This is a genomic window from Streptomyces sp. NPDC016851, from assembly GCF_055562795.1.
This window is the reverse complement of record NZ_JBVHEP010000002.1, coordinates 24,364-41,294: the sequence shown is the minus strand read 5'-3', so window position 1 is coordinate 41,294 and position 16,931 is coordinate 24,364. Positions and strand designations below refer to the sequence as shown.

Here is a 16,931-nt window from a genome sequence, read left to right as displayed (position 1 = left end):
CTCAAGAAAGGTGCGGACCGGCGTGGCCGACCGTCTCATCGTTCGTGGAGCGCGCGAGCACAATCTCAAGAACGTCTCGCTCGACCTCCCGCGCGACTCGCTCATCGTCTTCACGGGCCTGTCGGGGTCGGGCAAGTCCTCGCTGGCCTTCGACACCATCTTCGCGGAGGGACAGCGGCGCTACGTGGAGTCGCTCTCCTCGTACGCCCGGCAGTTCCTCGGCCAGATGGACAAGCCGGACGTCGACTTCATCGAGGGCCTGTCCCCGGCGGTCTCCATCGACCAGAAGTCGACCTCGCGCAACCCGCGCTCCACGGTCGGCACCATCACCGAGGTCTACGACTATCTGCGTCTGCTCTTCGCGCGCATCGGCAAGCCGCACTGCCCCGAGTGCGGCCGCCCGATCACGCGCCAGTCGCCGCAGGCCATCGTCGACAAGGTCCTGGAGCTGCCGGAGGGCAGCCGCTTCCAGGTGCTGTCGCCGCTGGTGCGCGAGCGCAAGGGCGAGTTCGTCGATCTCTTCGCCGACCTCCAGACCAAGGGCTACTCCCGCGCGCGGGTGGACGGCGAGACCATCCAGCTGTCCAACCCGCCCACGCTGAAGAAGCAGGAGAAGCACACCATCGAGGTGGTCGTCGACCGCCTCACGGTCAAGGAAGGCGCCAAGCGCCGTCTCACCGACTCCGTCGAGACCGCCCTCGGCCTGTCCGGCGGCATGGTCGTGCTCGACTTCGTCGACCTCCCCGAGGACGACCCCGAGCGCGAGCGCATGTACTCGGAGCACCTGTACTGCGCGTACGACGACCTGTCCTTCGAGGAGCTGGAGCCCCGCTCCTTCTCCTTCAACTCGCCCTTCGGCGCCTGCCCGGACTGCTCCGGCATCGGCACGCGCATGGAGGTCGACGCGGAGCTCATCGTCCCGGACCCGGACAAGAGCCTCGACGAGGGTGCCATCCACCCCTGGTCGCACGGCCACACCAAGGACTACTTCGGCCGCCTGATCGGCGCGCTCGCCGACGCCCTGGGCTTCAGGACGGACATCCCCTTCGCGGGCCTCCCGCAGCGCGCCAAGAAGGCCCTCCTGCACGGCCACAAGACCCAGGTCGAGGTCCGCTACCGCAACCGCTACGGGCGCGAGCGCCGGTACACCACGGCCTTCGAGGGCGCCGTCCCGTTCGTCAAGCGCCGGCACAGCGAGGCCGAGAGCGACGCCAGCCGTGAGCGCTTCGAGGGCTACATGCGCGAGGTTCCCTGCCCGACCTGTGAGGGCACGCGCCTGAAGCCGATCGTCCTCGCCGTCACGATCATGGAAAAGTCCATCGCGGAGGTCTCCGCGATGTCGATCAGCGACTGCGCGGACTTCCTGCGGGAGCTGAAGCTCAGCGCCCGCGACAAGAAGATCGCCGAGCGCGTCCTGAAGGAGGTCAACGAGCGGCTGCGGTTCCTCGTCGACGTCGGCCTGGACTACCTCTCCCTGAACCGCGCCGCCGGCACGCTGTCCGGCGGCGAGGCCCAGCGCATCCGCCTGGCCACCCAGATCGGCTCCGGCCTCGTCGGCGTGCTGTACGTCCTCGACGAGCCGTCCATCGGCCTGCACCAGCGCGACAACCACCGGCTGATCGAGACCCTGGTCCGGCTGCGCGACATGGGCAACACGCTCATCGTCGTCGAGCACGACGAGGACACCATCAAGACCGCCGACTGGGTCGTCGACATCGGCCCCGGCGCCGGTGAGCACGGCGGCAAGGTCGTGCACAGCGGCTCCCTGAAGGAACTGCTCGCCAACGAGGAGTCGCAGACCGGTCAGTACCTGTCCGGCAAGAAGGCCATCCCGCTGCCGGACATCCGGCGCCCGATCGACCCGTCCCGGCAGCTCACGGTGCACGGCGCCCGGGAGAACAACCTCCAGGACATCGACGTCTCGTTCCCGCTCGGCGTGTTCACCGCCGTCACCGGCGTGTCCGGCTCCGGCAAGTCGACCCTGGTCAACGACATCCTGTACACCCACCTCGCCCGCGAGCTGAACGGCGCGAGGAACGTGCCAGGGCGGCACACGCGCGTGGACGGCGACGACCTCGTCGACAAGGTCGTACACGTCGACCAGTCGCCCATCGGCCGCACCCCCCGCTCCAACCCGGCCACGTACACCGGCGTCTTCGACCACATCCGCAAGCTGTTCGCCGAGACCACCGAGGCGAAGGTCCGCGGCTACATGCCCGGCCGCTTCTCCTTCAACGTCAAGGGCGGCCGCTGCGAGAACTGCTCGGGCGACGGCACCATCAAGATCGAGATGAACTTCCTCCCGGACGTCTACGTCCCGTGCGAGGTCTGCCACGGCGCCCGGTACAACCGGGAGACCCTGGAGGTCCACTACAAGGGCAAGTCCATCGCCGACGTCCTGAACATGCCGATCGAGGAGGCCACGGAGTTCTTCGAGGCGGTCCCCGCGATCTCCCGCCACATGAAGACCCTCAAGGACGTCGGCCTCGGCTACGTCCGGCTCGGCCAGTCCGCGACCACGCTGTCCGGCGGTGAGGCCCAGCGCGTCAAGCTCGCCAGCGAGCTCCAGCGCCGCTCCACCGGCCGCACGGTCTACGTCCTGGACGAGCCGACCACCGGTCTGCACTTCGAGGACATCAGCAAGCTGCTGACGGTCCTGTCCGGCCTGGTCGACAAGGGCAACACGGTCATCGTCATCGAGCACAACCTCGACGTGATCAAGACCGCCGACTGGATCGTCGACATGGGTCCCGAAGGCGGCGCGGGCGGCGGCCTGGTCGTCGCCGAGGGCACCCCCGAGGAGGTCGCCGGGGTCCCGGCCAGCCACACCGGCAAGTTCCTGCGCGAGGTGCTCGGCGCCGACCGGATCAGCGACGCGTCCTCGGTGAAGGCCCCGCGCAAGACGGCGGCGAAGAAGACCGTCCCGGCACAGACCAGGGCGAAGAAGACCGCCACCACGACGGTCGACAGCACCGCCGCCAAGAAGACAGCCGCGAAGTCCACCAAGGCCGCCGCGAAGAAGACTACGCGGGCGGCCAAGGGCTGACAGCCCCCGCCAACGCGCCGTGCCCCACAAGGAGTTCCCTTGTGGGGCACGGCGCGTCCGCCTGCCGATCAGGCGTTCTTCGGTTCCACGAACTGCATGTCGAGCTGGATCTTCACCACTTCCCCGAGCAGACCGGGAGCGAAGTCGAGCCCGAACTCACTGCGCCGGATCTCACCCGTCGCCTCGAAACCGGCATGCCGGCTGCCGTCCATGGGCACATCGACCAGCCCGCCGAACTCCACGGCGAGCGTCACCGGGCGGGTCACCTCGCCGATGGTCAGCTCGCCCTCCATCGTCCAGTCCTCGCCCGCACCCGACACCCGCGTCGAGCGGTACGTCATCGTCGGGCGCTTCTCCACGTCGAGCAGGTCGGAGGCGCGGACATGCGCGTCCCGGTCGGCGTTGCCGGTGTCGATCGAGGCCAGATCGACGGTGGCGGAGACCCGCACGTCCTCGACGCGCTCCCCGACGAACAGGTCGGCCTCCAGCCGCTCGAAGCGCCCCCGCACCTTGGCGATGCCCAGGTGACGGACGGTGAAGCCGACGGAGGAGTGGAACGGGTCCAGGGCCCAGTGCCCCGGGGCCAGCGGCAGAGCGGTGGCGGAAGCGGTGGTAGCGGTGTCATTCGTCATGACCTCAACCCTGAGGGGTGCGCGGCCCGTGAGGGAGACCGGCCGGAGCCTGGTAGTGGCAGGGACACCCTTCCCGCGCGCCGGGAAGGTACGTTCGGCGGGTGAGCGACAACGAGTTGGGCACGTTCCTGCGCACCTGGCGTGAAGCCGTCAGCCCCGCCGAGGTGGGCCTGCCCACCGGCCCGCGCCGCCGCACCCCGGGCCTGCGGCGGGCCGAACTGGCCACCCTCGCGGGCATCAGCGTCGAGTACCTGACCCGGCTGGAACAGGGGCGCGACCGCCACCCCTCCGCCCAGGTGCTCGGGGCCCTCGCCGACGCCCTGAACCTGTCTCTCGTCGACCGGACGCTGCTGCGCCGCCTCACCAAGGAGGCGGACGGCGGCGACCCGCTGCTCTGTGCGGCGGCCCCGGCGCTCAGCCGCTCGGCCCGCCCCACCGTCCGGTCCGTGCTGGACCGCCTCGAACCGACCCCCGCGCTGGTCGTCAACTGGATCGGCGACGTCCTCGCCCACACCGCGGGATACGAGCGGCTGGCCGGCCCCCTCGGCCTGCTGGACGACGATCCGCCCAACCTGCTCCGCTACCTGTTCACCGACGAGCGGGCCCGCAGCGCCTACCGCGACTGGGACCGGGTGGCCGACGATCTGGTCGCCCAGCTCCGGCACGAGGTCCCGCTGCGGGATCCGTACGTCCTCGAGCTGGCCGACGAGCTGACGGTGACGGCGGGGGCGGACTTCGCCGACCGGTTCGCCGACCTGGCCGTGACGCCGCGGCGGGCGGGCTCCCAGCACATCGAGCACCCGGAGGCCGGATCGCTGCGGCTGCTGCACGAGACGTTCGCTCTGCCCGACGAAGGCCAGCGCGTGATCGTCCACCTGCCCGCGGACGACGCCACGGCCGCCGCCCTGGACCGCCTCAACGGCCGCCGCCCCGGCGCGCTGCGGGCTGTGGCGGAGGCCGGCTGAGCGACGCGCAGGGGACGCGCAGGGGACGAGCAGGAGACGAGCAGGAGACGAGCGGGGGACGCGTTCCCCGCCGTCCGTGCTGATCGCGGGAGGTGTCAGCCCTCCAGCTCGTGCGCGTACGGCGGTTCCGCCCCGGCCCGCGAGCAGGTGATCGCCGCCGCACGGGCCGCGAAGCCCAGCAGTCCGGCCCAGCCGTCGTGCCCCAGCGCGGCCAGCGCCTGCCCGCTGAGGGCGTCGCGTGCCGCGAGCTCGTGCAGCAGCGCCGCGTTCACCGTGTCGCCCGCGCCGATCGTGTCCACGACCTCCACCCGCTCACCCGGCACCGCGTACTCACCGCCGGCGGTGAAGGCGGTCATCCCGTCGCCGCCCCGGGTGATCACGACCGCGGCCGGGCCGGCCGCCAGCCATTCCTGGGGCGTGCCGCCGAGCCACCGGGCGTCCTCCTCGGACAGCTTCAGCAGGGACACCGACGGCAGCCAGCTCTTGAACCGCGCCCGGTAGGCGTCCGCGTCCGGGATCAGCCCGGACCTGATGTTCGGGTCCAGGGCGGTGAACACGCCCTGCGCGGCGGCCGCACGCATCAGCTCCTCGTAGGCGCTCGCCCCCGGCTCCAGCACGAGCGAGCAGGTCCCGAAGGACACGGCCCGGGTGCCGGGCGGCAGCGCGGAGGGCGCCGTGAAGAGCCGGTCCGCCGTACCGTCGACGTAGAAGGAGTACGCCGCCGAACCGTCCGCGCCGACCGTGGCGACGGCGAGGGTCGTGGGCTCGGCGCCACGCTGCACCGACGACACGTCCACCCCGGTCTCCCGCAGCCGGTCCAGCAGGGCCTCCCCGAAGGCGTCGTACGACACCCGGGAGCAGAAGGCGGCCGGCGAGCCGAGACGGCCCAGCGCCACCGCCGTGTTGTACGGGCCGCCGCCGAGCGCCGGCTGGAGTGCCGCCAGGGCACCCGTGCCCCGCGGTACCAGGTCGATCAGTGCCTCACCGGCGACGACGATCATGCGACGGTTCCCTTCTCGGACTGCGCGGACTGCGCGGACTGCTCAGGCTGCTCGAGCCGCAGGGACTGCCCCGGCTCCTCGGGGCAGCCGCACGACGTGCGGTGGACGAAGGTGCAGGGGAGCCGCACGGTCCGGGCGGGCCGGTCCGGCTCGGCGAGACGTTCCAGGAGCACGCGGACGGCCCGGGCGCCGATGTCCCGGCTGGGCTGCGCGATCGCGGTGAGCCGGGGCGCGAACAGATCCGCCCAGGCGAAGTCGTCGAAGCAGCACAGCGCGATGTCGCCGGGCACGGACAGGCCGTGCGCGCGCAGGGCACGCAGCGCCCCGATGGTCATGGCGTTGTTGCCCGTGACCAGCGCGGTGGGCGGCACGGCGAGGGACAGCAGGGCGGCGGTGGCCTGTTCGGCACCGGCCGACTCCGAGTCGCCGTGCACCAGGAGCCGTTCGTCGTAGGGGAGCCCACCGAACGCGAGGCCGGTCCGGTAGCCGGTGATCCGTTCGCTCGTGGTGCTGAGCCCCGGCCGTCCCGCCACCAGCCCGATCCGCCGGTGACCGAGACCGGCGAGATGGGTGACCAGCCGGGACGTCGGTTCGGCGTTGTCGGCGCAGACCTGGTCGAAGCGCGGTCCGCCGTCCGGGGCGTCCACGAGCCGGTCGAGGAACACGGCCGGTACGTCGTGGCGCCCCAGGTAGGCGAGCAGCCCGCGCGGATCCGCGGAGGGCGCGACGATCATGCCGTCCACCCGGCGCTCGTGCAGCAGCTGGACGACCTTGCGCTCGTGCTCCGGGTCGTCGTGCGGATCGGCGATCAGGAGGCTGTAGCCGTGCTCCAGGGCGGCGGCCTCGACGCCCTGGAGGATCTCCGTGAAGTACGGGTTGCTGATCGCCGACACCGCCAGCCCGATGGACCGGGTACGGGCGGTGACCAGGGACCGGGCCAGCGTGTTCGTGGTGTAGCCGAGCTCCTCCACGGCGTCCAGGACCGCCTGGCGGGTGTGCGGCAGCACCGGCCGGGTGCCGTTCAGGACGTGCGAGACGGTCGCGACGGAGACTCCGGCGCTGCGCGCGACGTCGGCCATGGTCGCCATGCTTCTCCCGCCTCCTGTGTCAGGTCCCGGCGGGAACGTATCGCATCCGACGGCATACGTAAACGCTTACGCAAGCGTTTACGTCGACCCCAAGGGCACGAGGCGTAGGGCAGAGGACAGAGGGCAGAGGGCGGAGGGCAGAGGGCAGACGCACGGGGCAGAGGCCAGAAACGAGAGGGCGACCAACCGCAGCCGCCCTCGGTGCCCCTACTCCCAGTCGGCGCCCCTACTCCCAGTCCCAGCCGATCCCCAGGAACCCGGTCCGCACCCGCGGCTCGACCAGGTGCACCGACCGGTGCCGTCCGCTCAGCGCCAGGTCCTGGCAGCCGGTGCGCGGGGCCGCCGCCGAGTGCTGCGCGAAACGGTGACAGCGCACCGGGAGGGCGGCCGCGTCGAAGCACACCTGGAGCGCGTACTGGCCGCCGGGGGAGTCGAAGCCGCGGAGGTACTCGTACGACACACCCGCCGTGCCGTCCTCGACGCCGTAGCGGAACAGGAACGTGTCCCCGGCCCGCAGCCAGGTGTCGAAGAGCAGTTCGGCCGCGAGCACGCCCGTGTCACTGTGCCAACGGACGCGTCCCGTACGGCAGTTCTCCAGCGCGTGCACCCTCATGCGCTCCGGTGCGGCTCCCCGGTCGCCGTGGTGGACGGCCACGAAGCGGTCGACGCCGTCCCGGTGGGCGCGCACGATGTGGTGCGACTCCCGTTCGGCCAGCTCGCGCCGCGCCCCGATGCGCAGCCGCTCGTGGTGTCCGAGGGTGTGCAGACCGCCCTCCGGCGGGCAGTCCAGCTCGGCCAGCAGCTGGTCCAGGACCCCGGAGGCCTCGACGAGGGAGCGGTAGGAGCGGGCTGCGGACCGCTGCCCGGACGGGCCTTCGCCGGGCTCGGCGAGCAGCCGGATCAGCGACTCCTCGGGAAGCTCCAGGATCTCCTCCAGCGCGCGCACGGCCCGCAGCGACTCGGGGCGCTGCGGACGCCTGGCCCCCTGCTGCCAGTAACTCAGGCTGGTGACGCCGACCTTCACCCCGTGGCGGGAGAGATGGTGCTGCACGCGTTGCAGCGGCAGGCCGCGGGCGGCGATCGCGGCACGCAGGGCGACGTGGAAGGGGCCGCCGCGCAGAACCGAGTCCAGTTCCGCGGTGGCGGCGTCCGCGTGCTGTGGGGCGTGCGGCATGCAGGGGCCTCTCTGTGAGTCGGCGACGGCTGGTCAGACCGTTCGCGCGGGGCCGCCCGGGGCCGTCCCGCCGGCGCAGGGGAGGTCTTCACATCCGTACGCCGTCGTTCAGGGGTCCCGAGTTCCCCCGCATTGAAGCGTGTTGACCTGGTCCCGACAACACTTGATGCCGGACAGTGACGTACTCCCGGCCAGGCCCGCCGTCCGGACATGCGACCGCCCGGGGCGCGGTGCCCCGGGCGGTCTGTGCTGACGGCGTCACCGGCCTCCGCCGAAGCCGGCGTGTCCGGCGTCCAGGCGTCCGGCTAGGAACGGTCGCTGCCGCCCCGTTCCTCGACGGCCAGGCGCTTGGCCCGCACTATGTCGGGGTCGCGCGGGTCGAGGGCGTCGTGGAGCGCGAACCGTTCGTCCGCGTACCGACGGGCACGGACGGCCCGCCGGGTCTTCTCGATCCGCATCCGCTTCATCTGCGCAGCCCTCCGACCCGTGGTCCGCCCGTTTCGCACCGAAACGGGCGGTCCGCACCGACTACCTGTGCCCGCACCGGCACGGCTTCCGTCCGCCGGACGTCGCCGTGTCCCGTGGGAAGCCTGCATTCCCGCTCCCGGCGTGCCGTAACCCCGGACGGAGCATGCCGTTGGAAACTGCCCCTCGCCGAGGCCGCGATCGTGCCCCGCCGCCCCGTCGGACTGTCGGTGCCCGCCAGTAGGGTGTGAGACATGGCCGACCCCTCCAGCTACCGCCCCAAACCGGGTGAGATCCCCGACTCGCCGGGGGTCTACAGGTTCCGTGACGAGCACCGCCGGGTGATCTACGTCGGCAAGGCGAAGAGCCTGCGCCAGCGCCTGGCGAACTACTTCCAGGACCTGGCGGGCCTGCACCCGCGCACCCGCTCCATGGTCACCACGGCCGCGTCCGTGGAGTGGACGGTGGTGTCCACGGAGGTCGAGGCGCTCCAGCTGGAGTACTCGTGGATCAAGGAGTACGACCCCCGGTTCAACGTCAAGTACCGCGACGACAAGAGCTACCCGTACCTCGCGGTGACGATGAACGAGGAGTACCCGCGCGTGCAGGTGATGCGCGGTCACAAGAAGAAGGGCGTGCGCTACTTCGGGCCGTACGCGCACGCGTGGGCGATCCGCGACACCGTCGACCTGCTGCTGCGCGTCTTCCCCGTGCGCACCTGCTCGGCCGGCGTCTTCAAGAACGCCGCCCGTACGGGCCGCCCCTGCCTCCTCGGCTACATCGGCAAGTGCTCCGCCCCCTGCGTGGACCGGGTCTCCGCCGAGGAGCACCGCGAACTGGCCGACGAGTTCTGCGACTTCATGACCGGCCGGACGGCCACGTACATCCGCCGCCTGGAGAAGCAGATGGCCGAGGCGGCCGAGGAGATGGAGTACGAGCGGGCGGCCCGGCTGCGCGACGACATCGAGGCCCTGAAGAAGGCCATGGAGAAGAACGCGGTCGTGCTCGCCGACGCGACCGACGCGGACCTGATCGCGGTCGCCGAGGACGAGCTGGAGGCGGCCGTCCAGATCTTCCACGTGCGCGGCGGACGCGTGCGCGGCCAGCGCGGCTGGGTCACGGACAAGGTGGAGGAGATCACCACGGGCGCCCTCGTGGAGCACGCCCTCCAGCAGCTGTACGGCGAGGAGACGGGCGACGCCGTGCCCAAGGAGGTCCTCGTCCCCGCCCTGCCCGACCCCGTGGAGCCCGTCCAGGAGTGGCTCGCCGGGCGGCGCGGCTCGGGCGTGTCCCTGCGCGTCCCGCAGCGCGGCGACAAGAAGGCCCTCATGGAGACGGTGCAGCGCAACGCCCAGCAGGCGCTCGTCCTGCACAAGACCAAGCGCGCCTCCGACCTGACCACGCGCTCGCGTGCCCTGGAGGAGATCTCCGACGCCCTCGGCCTGGACAGCGCCCCGCTGCGGATCGAGTGCTACGACATCTCCCACCTCCAGGGCGACGACGTGGTGGCCTCCATGGTCGTCTTCGAGGACGGCCTGGCCCGCAAGAGCGAGTACCGGCGCTTCCAGATCAAGGGCTTCGCCGGACAGGACGACGTCCGCTCCATGCACGAGGTGATCACCCGCCGTTTCCGCCGCTACCTCGCCGAGAAGGAGAAGACGGGCGAGTGGACCGACGGTGAGGACGGCCAGGACACCCAGGACCGCGAAGGCACCCTCGCCGGCCCGGACCTCGCCGGCGCCCCGAACACCCTCACCGAGGACGACGGCCGCCCCAAGAAGTTCGCCTACCCGCCGCAGCTCGTGGTCGTCGACGGCGGCGCCCCCCAGGTCGCGGCCGCCCAGCGGGCCCTGGACGACCTCGGGATCGACGACATCGCCGTGTGCGGCCTCGCCAAGCGCCTGGAGGAGGTCTGGCTGCCCGGCGACGACGACCCGGTGGTCCTGCCCCGCACCAGCGAGGGCCTGTACCTGCTCCAGCGGGTCCGTGACGAGGCCCACCGCTTCGCGATCAGCTACCAGCGCACCAAACGGTCCAAGCGCTTCCGGTCCAGCCCCCTGGACGACGTCCCCGGACTCGGGGACACGCGCAAGCAGGCACTCCTGAAGCACTTCGGCTCGTTGAAGAAACTGCGATCCGCCACCATCGACCAGATCTGCGAGGTACCCGGCATAGGCCGCAAGACCGCCGAGACCATCGCGGTGGCCCTCGCCCAGGCGGCCCCGGCCGCACCCGCCGTCAACACGGCGACTGGAGAGATCATGGAAGAGGAACCCGGCACCATGGGTTCCAGCGGGGAGCCCGTACGGACGGGCGCCCCGGACGAGCGACGGGGGCAGGAGACATGAATGTGAACGAGCACGACGGGCAAGAAAAGCAAGCCGGAGACGGAGCACAGGTGAGTACGGGCACGCCCAACGACAAGGCCCCGGTCCCCGACGCGGCCATCCCCGAGCTGGTGATCATCTCCGGCATGTCCGGGGCCGGCCGCTCGACGGCCGCGAAGTGTCTGGAGGACCTCGGCTGGTTCGTCGTCGACAACCTGCCGCCCGCGCTGATCCCCACCATGGTGGAGCTCGGCGCCCGCTCCCAGGGCAACGTGGCCCGGATCGCCGTCGTCGTAGACGTCCGCGGCCGCCGCTTCTTCGACAACCTCCGCGAGTCGCTGGCCGACCTGGAGGCGAAGAACGTCACCCGGAGGATCGTCTTCCTGGAGTCCTCCGACGACGCCCTGGTGCGCCGCTTCGAGTCGGTGCGCCGCCCGCACCCCCTCCAGGGCGACGGGCGGATCGTCGACGGCATCGCCGCCGAGCGGGAGCTGCTGCGCGAGCTGCGCGGCGACGCCGACCTGGTGATCGACACCTCCAGCCTCAACGTGCACGAGCTGCGCGCCAAGATGGACGCCCAGTTCGCCGGCGAGGAGGAGCCGGAGCTGCGGGCCACGGTCATGTCCTTCGGCTACAAGTACGGGCTGCCGGTCGACGCCGACCTGGTCGTCGACTGCCGCTTCCTGCCGAACCCGCACTGGGTGCCGGAGCTGCGCCCGTACACGGGCCTCAACGAGGAGGTGTCGGGTTACGTCTTCAACCAGCCCGGTGCCAAGGAGTTCCTCGACCGGTACACGGAGCTCCTCCAGCTCGTGGCCACCGGCTACCGCCGTGAGGGCAAGCGCTACGTGACCATCGCCGTGGGCTGCACGGGCGGCAAGCACCGCTCGGTCGCCATGTCGGAGAAGCTCGCCGCCCGGCTCGCCGCCGAGGGCGTGGAGACGGTGGTCGTACACCGGGACATGGGACGCGAATGACACGACGTACTCCGCGGCTGAGCCGGCTGCGCCGGGTGGTGCCCGACGGCAGCACCGACTCAAGGGGCGGCCGGCCCGCCGAGGCCCGCGGCGGCAGACCCCGCCGCCGGGGCACCCAGCCCAAGGTCGTCGCCCTCGGCGGCGGCATGGGCCTGTCCGCCTCGCTCGCCGCGCTGCGCCGGATCACCGGCGACCTCACCGCCGTCGTCACCGTGGCCGACGACGGCGGCTCCAGCGGCCGGCTGCGCGACGAGCTGGGCGTGCTGCCGCCCGGCGACCTGCGCAAGGCACTGGCCGCGCTGTGCGGTGACGACGACTGGGGCCAGACCTGGGCGCGTGTCATCCAGCACCGCTTCCAGTCCAAGGGCGACCTGCACGAACACGCGGTCGGCAATCTGCTGATCGTCGCCCTGTGGGAACAGCTCGGCGACCACGTCCAGGCCCTCGACCTGGTCGGACGGCTGCTCGGCGCACAGGGCCGCGTGCTGCCCATGTCCGCCGTCCCGCTGGAGCTCCAGGCCCTGGTCAAGGGCCACGACCCGGCCCGCCCGGACGAGGTGGACACGGTCCGCGGCCAGGCCACCGTCGCCCTCACCCCGGGCGAGGTGCAGTCCGTGCAGGTCGTGCCGCAGGACCCGCCGGCCGTGCCCGAGGCGGTCCAGGCCGTCCTGGACGCGGACTGGGTGGTGCTCGGCCCCGGCTCCTGGTTCTCCTCGGTCATCCCGCATCTGCTCGTGCCCGAGCTGCTGGACGCGCTCACGCAGACCAAGGCCCGCCGGGTACTCTCCCTGAACCTCGCCCCGCAGCCCGGAGAAACCGAGGGCTTCTCTCCGCAGCGTCATTTGGAGGTTTTGGGACGACACGCCCCTAAACTCGCCCTGGACGTGGTGCTGGCCGACGAGGCCGCCGTGCCCGACCGCGACTCCCTCACCGATGCCGCCAAGCGCTTCGGGGCCGCGGTCGAGCTGGCGCCGGTGGCCCGGCCCGACGGGACCCCGAGGCATGACCCGGAGCTGTTGGCCGCCGCGTACGACCGTATTTTTCGGATGCATGGAAGGATCGGCCCATGGCGATGACGGCAGCGGTGAAGGACGAGATCTCCCGGCTCCCCGTCACCCGGACCTGCTGCAGAAAGGCGGAGGTCTCCGCCATTCTGCGGTTCGCCGGCGGCCTTCACCTGGTGAGCGGTCGGATTGTGATCGAGGCGGAGCTGGACACGGCGATGGCGGCCCGCCGCCTCAAGCGGGACATCCTGGAGATCTTCGGCCACAGCTCGGAGCTGATCGTGATGGCCCCGGGCGGACTGCGCCGCGGCTCGCGCTACGTGGTGCGTGTCGTCGCGGGCGGTGACCAGCTGGCCCGCCAGACCGGCCTGGTCGACGGGCGGGGCCGCCCGATCCGCGGCCTGCCCCCGCAGGTGGTCTCGGGGGCCACCTGCGACGCCGAGGCCGCCTGGCGGGGCGCCTTCCTGGCGCACGGCTCGCTCACCGAGCCCGGGCGCTCCTGCTCCCTGGAGGTGACCTGCCCCGGCCCCGAGGCCGCGCTCGCCCTGGTCGGCGCCGCCCGGCGCCTCCAGATCCCCGCCAAGGCACGCGAGGTGCGCGGCGTGGACCGGGTCGTCGTCCGCGACGGCGACGCGATCGGCGCCCTGCTCACCCGGCTCGGCGCCCACGAGTCCGTGCTGGCCTGGGAGGAGCGCCGGATGCGCCGCGAGGTGCGGGCCACGGCGAACCGGCTCGCCAACTTCGACGACGCCAACCTGCGCCGCTCGGCCCGCGCGGCCGTCGCCGCCGGTGCCCGTGTGCAGCGCGCGCTGGAGATCCTCGGCGAGGACGTGCCCGAGCACCTCGCCGCGGCCGGCCGGCTGCGCATGGAGCACAAGCAGGCCTCCCTGGAGGAGCTGGGCGCGCTCGCCGACCCGCCGCTGACCAAGGACGCCGTCGCCGGCCGGATCCGCCGCCTGCTGGCCATGGCCGACAAGCGCGCCTCCGACCTGGGCATCCCCGGCACGGACGCCAACCTCTCCGAGGAACTGGCCGACAACCTCGTAGGCTGATCACACAGTCCGTCAAGAAGCCGGTGCCGACCGCCACTTGGGTGGTCGGCACCGGCTTTCGCGTGTCGCTCGGGCACTCTTGACTCGATCATGGACTGTCATGAGCCTGGCATCTGTTCGCTGCTGTGGCGAACCCACGCTAGGGGGGTTCATGAGACGAAGAGCGAGATCGATCCTCGCTGTCGGCGCGCTCCTGATCGGCGGAGCGAGCATCGCACCCATCGCCCAGGCACAACCTGACAGTTCACCCCCGTCCGACCCGGACGAAGTCAAGGTCTTCCGCGCCGACGTCACCCACGAGCAGGTACCCCTGCTGCTCGCGGCCGGCCAGGACGGCCACGAACTCAGTGAGCAGGTGCCCGAGAAGGGAACCGCCACCATCGAGGTCATCCTGACCGACCAGCAGGCGAAGAAGCTGGCGAAGCAGGGCGTCGACCTCACCGAGCACGACCTCTCCACCAAGGCGGAAGCCCGCGTGGAGAACGCCGCCGAGGGCGTGTTCCGCCCGTACGGCGGCAAGGGCGGCATCAAGGAGGAGATCCTCGAGGCCGCGCAGGACCACCCCGGCCTCACCAAGGTCGTCTCCATCGGCAAGACGGTCAGGGGCCAGGACATCCTCGCGCTGAAGTTCACCAAGGGCGCGAAGAAGACGAAGGACGGCTCCAAGCCCTCGGTCCTCTACCTGTCCAACCAGCACGCGCGTGAGTGGATCACGCCGGAGATGACCCGGCGCCTGATGCATCACTACCTGGACAACTACAAGAAGGACCGGCGCGTCAAGAAGATCGTCGACTCCACCGAACTGTGGTTCGTCATCTCGGCCAACCCCGACGGCTACGACCACACCCACAGCGGTGACGCCAACCGCCTGTGGCGCAAGAACCTGCGGGACGTCAACGCCGACGGCGTCATCGGCACCGGCGACGGCGTCGACCTCAACCGCAACTTCGCCTACAAGTGGGGCTACGACGACGAGGGCTCGTCCCCCAACCCCACCAGCGAGACCTACCGCGGCGCCGGACCCAACTCGGAGCCGGAGACCAAGGCCCTGGACGCCTTCCAGAAGCGGATCGGCTTCACGTACGGCATCAACTACCACTCCGCCGCCGAACTGATCCTCTACGGAGTCGGCTGGCAGGTGGCTACGCACACCCCGGACGACGTCGTGTACGAAGCGCTCGCCGGTACGCCCGAGAACCCCGCGATCCCCGGCTACCACCCGCAGGTCTCCTCCGAGCTGTACACCACCAACGGCGAGGCCGACGGCCACGCGGCGAACGTCAACGGCCTGGCGATGTTCACCCCGGAGATGTCGACCTGTCAGACGGCCTCCAACGTCGATCCGGACGACGAGTGGAAGGCGTCCGACTGCCGGTCGATCTTCACCTTCCCGGACGACGAGAAGCTGATCCAGCAGGAGTTCGCCAAGAACGTCCCGTTCGCGCTCTCCGTGGCCGAGTCCGCCGCCCACCCCGACCGGCCGTCCTCGTCGGTCGGGCTGAGCGCCGCCGACTTCACCCCGGCCGCGTTCCCCGTGTCGTACTCCCGCGGCGCCGACCAGGAGGTCTCCGTCGTCGCACGCAAGTCGCTGCGCGACAAGGAGCTGAAGTACCGCGTCAACGGCGGCCGCACCGAGGACATGGCCCTCAAGCCCTGGAAGGGCGGCGAGACCTACGGCGGTGAGGACAACCTCTACTTCGACGAGTACCGGGCGAAGGTCAAGGACGGCGATCCCGGCGACAAGGTCGAGGTGTGGTTCACCGCGGAGACGAAGAACGGCAAGAAGGTCTCCAGCAAGCGCTTCACCTACACCGTCGCCGAACGGCCCAGGGCGGACACCCTCGTCGTCGCCGAGGAGGGCGCGGCCGCCACGCAGGCACGGAAGTACGTGGACGCCCTCAAGGCCAACGGCCGCAAGGCGCTCGTCTGGGACGTCGCCGGGCGCGGCGCGCCGGACGCGCTGGGCGTGCTGGGCCACTTCGACACCGTCGTCCACTACACGGGCGCCGGCGTCCCCGGCAACGCCACCCAGCTCCAGCTGCGCGCCCACCTCAACGAGGGCGGCAGGCTGATCGAAGCCGGCGAGCAGGCCGGCGGCAGCGTCGACCTCGGCGGCGGCACTCTGTCGAACGACTTCAGCCAGTACTACCTGGGCGCCTACAGCCGTACCTCGGCCGCCGGAGCCACCGACTTCACCGGCTCCGGAGAGCTGGGCGGCTTCCAGGGCCCGCTCGCCGCCGCGCCCGGAAACCCCCTCGACAAGGCGGGCCGCTACGGCGTCACCTCCGACGAACTGCCCGCCGACGAGTTCCCGCAGTTCGCGAGCAAGGGCGCCGGACAGTTCGCCGGCGCGGTCAACCCGTACGGCCCGTACGCGGGCTCCTCGATGGCCGCCGCCGTCCACACCGACGACGCCTACAAGCGCCTCACCCGCACCGTGGACCTCACCGGCGTCGCCGCGGCCGACAAGCCGACCCTGCGCACCCAGCTGATGTGGGACACCGAGCCCGGCTACGACAACGTCCTGATCGAGGCCCACACCGCGGGCGCCGACGACTGGACCACCCTGCCGGAGGCGGGCGGCGCCACCAAGGCCGCCGTTCCGGCCGAGTGCGGGGGCGGCTTCTACGTCCGTGAGCACCCCTGGCTGAAGCACTACCTGACCTTGTCGGACGACGGCTGCACCGCGACCGGCAGCACCGGGTCGTGGAACAGCCTCACCGGTTCCTCCGGCGGCTGGCAGCGGGTGGACTTCGACCTGAGCGCGTACGCCGGCAAGACGGTCGAGGTCTCGATCAGCTACGTCACCGACCCGGGCACCGGCGGACACGGCGTCCTCGCCGACGACGCCTCGCTCGTCGTCGGCGGCACGGCGAAGGAGACCGAGGGCTTCGAGACCTCGCTCGGCGCCTGGAAGGCGGCCGGACCGCCCGCGGGCAGCCCGGCCGTCCTGAAGGACTGGACCCGCACCGGGGCCCTGTTCCAGACATACGGCGCGGTCACCACGGACGACACCGTGCTGCTGGGCTTCGGCCTGGAGCACGTCGCCACCGCGGCCGACCGGGCGGCACTGATGAGAAAGGCGCTCGCCTCCCTCGACGTGTGACCCCGACGTGTGACCCCGGAGGCGCTGGGAACTCTCCGTCAACAGGCACCACACCGGGTAGCGAAATCCAGTGATCTGGCTCTCGGTGGCGGGC

General features: G+C 71.4%; 12 protein-coding genes. 7 read left to right on the top strand and 5 right to left on the bottom strand.

From position 1 onward, the window contains the following. The first annotated feature begins 22 nt into the window (after positions 1 to 22). Positions 23 to 3,046 (top strand): excinuclease ABC subunit UvrA, encoded by a 3,024-nt coding sequence (gene uvrA / locus ACZ3I3_RS02905; RefSeq protein ID WP_467362028.1) that lies wholly within the window; start codon positions 23 to 25, stop codon positions 3,044 to 3,046. 68 nt (positions 3,047 to 3,114) lie between these two features. On the opposite strand, the gene ACZ3I3_RS02900 is transcribed toward uvrA, so the two are convergent. Continuing rightward, positions 3,115 to 3,678, bottom strand: coding sequence for a YceI family protein (locus ACZ3I3_RS02900; protein WP_467362026.1), 564 nt, complete (start codon positions 3,676 to 3,678; stop codon positions 3,115 to 3,117). A 101-nt stretch (positions 3,679 to 3,779) separates the two neighbouring features. On the opposite strand from ACZ3I3_RS02900, the gene ACZ3I3_RS02895 reads away from it, so the two are divergent. Further along, on the top strand, positions 3,780 to 4,643 hold the full coding sequence (locus ACZ3I3_RS02895; RefSeq protein ID WP_467362025.1) for a helix-turn-helix domain-containing protein: 864 nt from the start codon (positions 3,780 to 3,782) through the stop codon (positions 4,641 to 4,643). Between the two features lie 95 nt (positions 4,644 to 4,738). On the opposite strand, the gene ACZ3I3_RS02890 is transcribed toward ACZ3I3_RS02895, so the two are convergent. The 4 genes from ACZ3I3_RS02890 to ACZ3I3_RS02875 form a co-directional block, all read right to left on the bottom strand. After that, positions 4,739 to 5,644 carry a carbohydrate kinase family protein gene (locus ACZ3I3_RS02890; protein ID WP_467362023.1) on the bottom strand — a complete coding sequence of 302 codons (906 nt, stop codon included), beginning with the start codon at positions 5,642 to 5,644 and terminating at the stop codon, positions 4,739 to 4,741. Beyond that, positions 5,641 to 6,732 carry a LacI family DNA-binding transcriptional regulator gene (locus ACZ3I3_RS02885; RefSeq protein WP_467362022.1) on the bottom strand — a complete coding sequence of 364 codons (1,092 nt, stop codon included), beginning with the start codon at positions 6,730 to 6,732 and terminating at the stop codon, positions 5,641 to 5,643. The genes ACZ3I3_RS02890 and ACZ3I3_RS02885 overlap by 4 nt, the downstream gene beginning before the upstream one ends. 226 nt (positions 6,733 to 6,958) lie before the next feature. After that, the gene (locus ACZ3I3_RS02880) at positions 6,959 to 7,906 is read right to left on the bottom strand and encodes a hypothetical protein (RefSeq protein WP_467362020.1); all 948 of its coding nucleotides are present in this window, start codon (positions 7,904 to 7,906) and stop codon (positions 6,959 to 6,961) included. A gap of 305 nt (positions 7,907 to 8,211) precedes the next feature. Next, on the bottom strand, positions 8,212 to 8,373 hold the full coding sequence (locus ACZ3I3_RS02875; RefSeq protein ID WP_167409582.1) for a hypothetical protein: 162 nt from the start codon (positions 8,371 to 8,373) through the stop codon (positions 8,212 to 8,214). Between the two features lie 252 nt (positions 8,374 to 8,625). On the opposite strand from ACZ3I3_RS02875, the gene uvrC reads away from it, so the two are divergent. From uvrC to ACZ3I3_RS02850, 5 genes are all read left to right on the top strand, one after another. Then, a complete protein-coding gene (gene uvrC, locus ACZ3I3_RS02870) occupies positions 8,626 to 10,719 on the top strand; it encodes an excinuclease ABC subunit UvrC (RefSeq protein WP_467362019.1) in 2,094 nt (697 codons plus the stop codon). After that, a complete protein-coding gene (gene rapZ / locus ACZ3I3_RS02865) occupies positions 10,716 to 11,675 on the top strand; it encodes an RNase adapter RapZ (RefSeq protein WP_467362017.1) in 960 nt (319 codons plus the stop codon). The genes uvrC and rapZ overlap by 4 nt, the downstream gene beginning before the upstream one ends. Then, on the top strand, positions 11,672 to 12,751 hold the full coding sequence (locus ACZ3I3_RS02860) for a gluconeogenesis factor YvcK family protein (RefSeq protein ID WP_467362016.1): 1,080 nt from the start codon (positions 11,672 to 11,674) through the stop codon (positions 12,749 to 12,751). Before rapZ ends, ACZ3I3_RS02860 begins: the two co-directional genes overlap by 4 nt. Continuing rightward, the gene (gene whiA, locus ACZ3I3_RS02855) at positions 12,742 to 13,731 is read left to right on the top strand and encodes a DNA-binding protein WhiA (RefSeq protein ID WP_467362015.1); all 990 of its coding nucleotides are present in this window, start codon (positions 12,742 to 12,744) and stop codon (positions 13,729 to 13,731) included. Before ACZ3I3_RS02860 ends, whiA begins: the two co-directional genes overlap by 10 nt. A gap of 151 nt (positions 13,732 to 13,882) precedes the next feature. After that, positions 13,883 to 16,837 carry a M14 family metallopeptidase gene (locus ACZ3I3_RS02850; RefSeq protein ID WP_467362013.1) on the top strand — a complete coding sequence of 985 codons (2,955 nt, stop codon included), beginning with the start codon at positions 13,883 to 13,885 and terminating at the stop codon, positions 16,835 to 16,837. Positions 16,838 to 16,931 lie beyond the last annotated feature (94 nt).

Excerpts from the sequence above, each read along its gene's own strand:
- ACZ3I3_RS02900 (WP_467362026.1), bottom strand. The coding sequence starts at position 3,678 with ATGACGAATGACACCGCTACCACCGCTTCCGCCACCGCTCTGCCGCTG.
- ACZ3I3_RS02890 (WP_467362023.1), bottom strand. The coding sequence starts at position 5,644 with ATGATCGTCGTCGCCGGTGAGGCACTGATCGACCTGGTACCGCGGGGC.
- ACZ3I3_RS02885 (WP_467362022.1), bottom strand. The coding sequence starts at position 6,732 with ATGGCGACCATGGCCGACGTCGCGCGCAGCGCCGGAGTCTCCGTCGCG.
- ACZ3I3_RS02880 (WP_467362020.1), bottom strand. The coding sequence starts at position 7,906 with ATGCCGCACGCCCCACAGCACGCGGACGCCGCCACCGCGGAACTGGAC.
- ACZ3I3_RS02875 (WP_167409582.1), bottom strand. The coding sequence starts at position 8,373 with ATGAAGCGGATGCGGATCGAGAAGACCCGGCGGGCCGTCCGTGCCCGT.
- uvrC (WP_467362019.1), top strand. The coding sequence starts at position 8,626 with ATGGCCGACCCCTCCAGCTACCGCCCCAAACCGGGTGAGATCCCCGAC.
- rapZ (WP_467362017.1), top strand. The coding sequence starts at position 10,716 with ATGAATGTGAACGAGCACGACGGGCAAGAAAAGCAAGCCGGAGACGGA.
- ACZ3I3_RS02860 (WP_467362016.1), top strand. The coding sequence starts at position 11,672 with ATGACACGACGTACTCCGCGGCTGAGCCGGCTGCGCCGGGTGGTGCCC.
- whiA (WP_467362015.1), top strand. The coding sequence starts at position 12,742 with ATGGCGATGACGGCAGCGGTGAAGGACGAGATCTCCCGGCTCCCCGTC.
- ACZ3I3_RS02850 (WP_467362013.1), top strand. The coding sequence starts at position 13,883 with ATGAGACGAAGAGCGAGATCGATCCTCGCTGTCGGCGCGCTCCTGATC.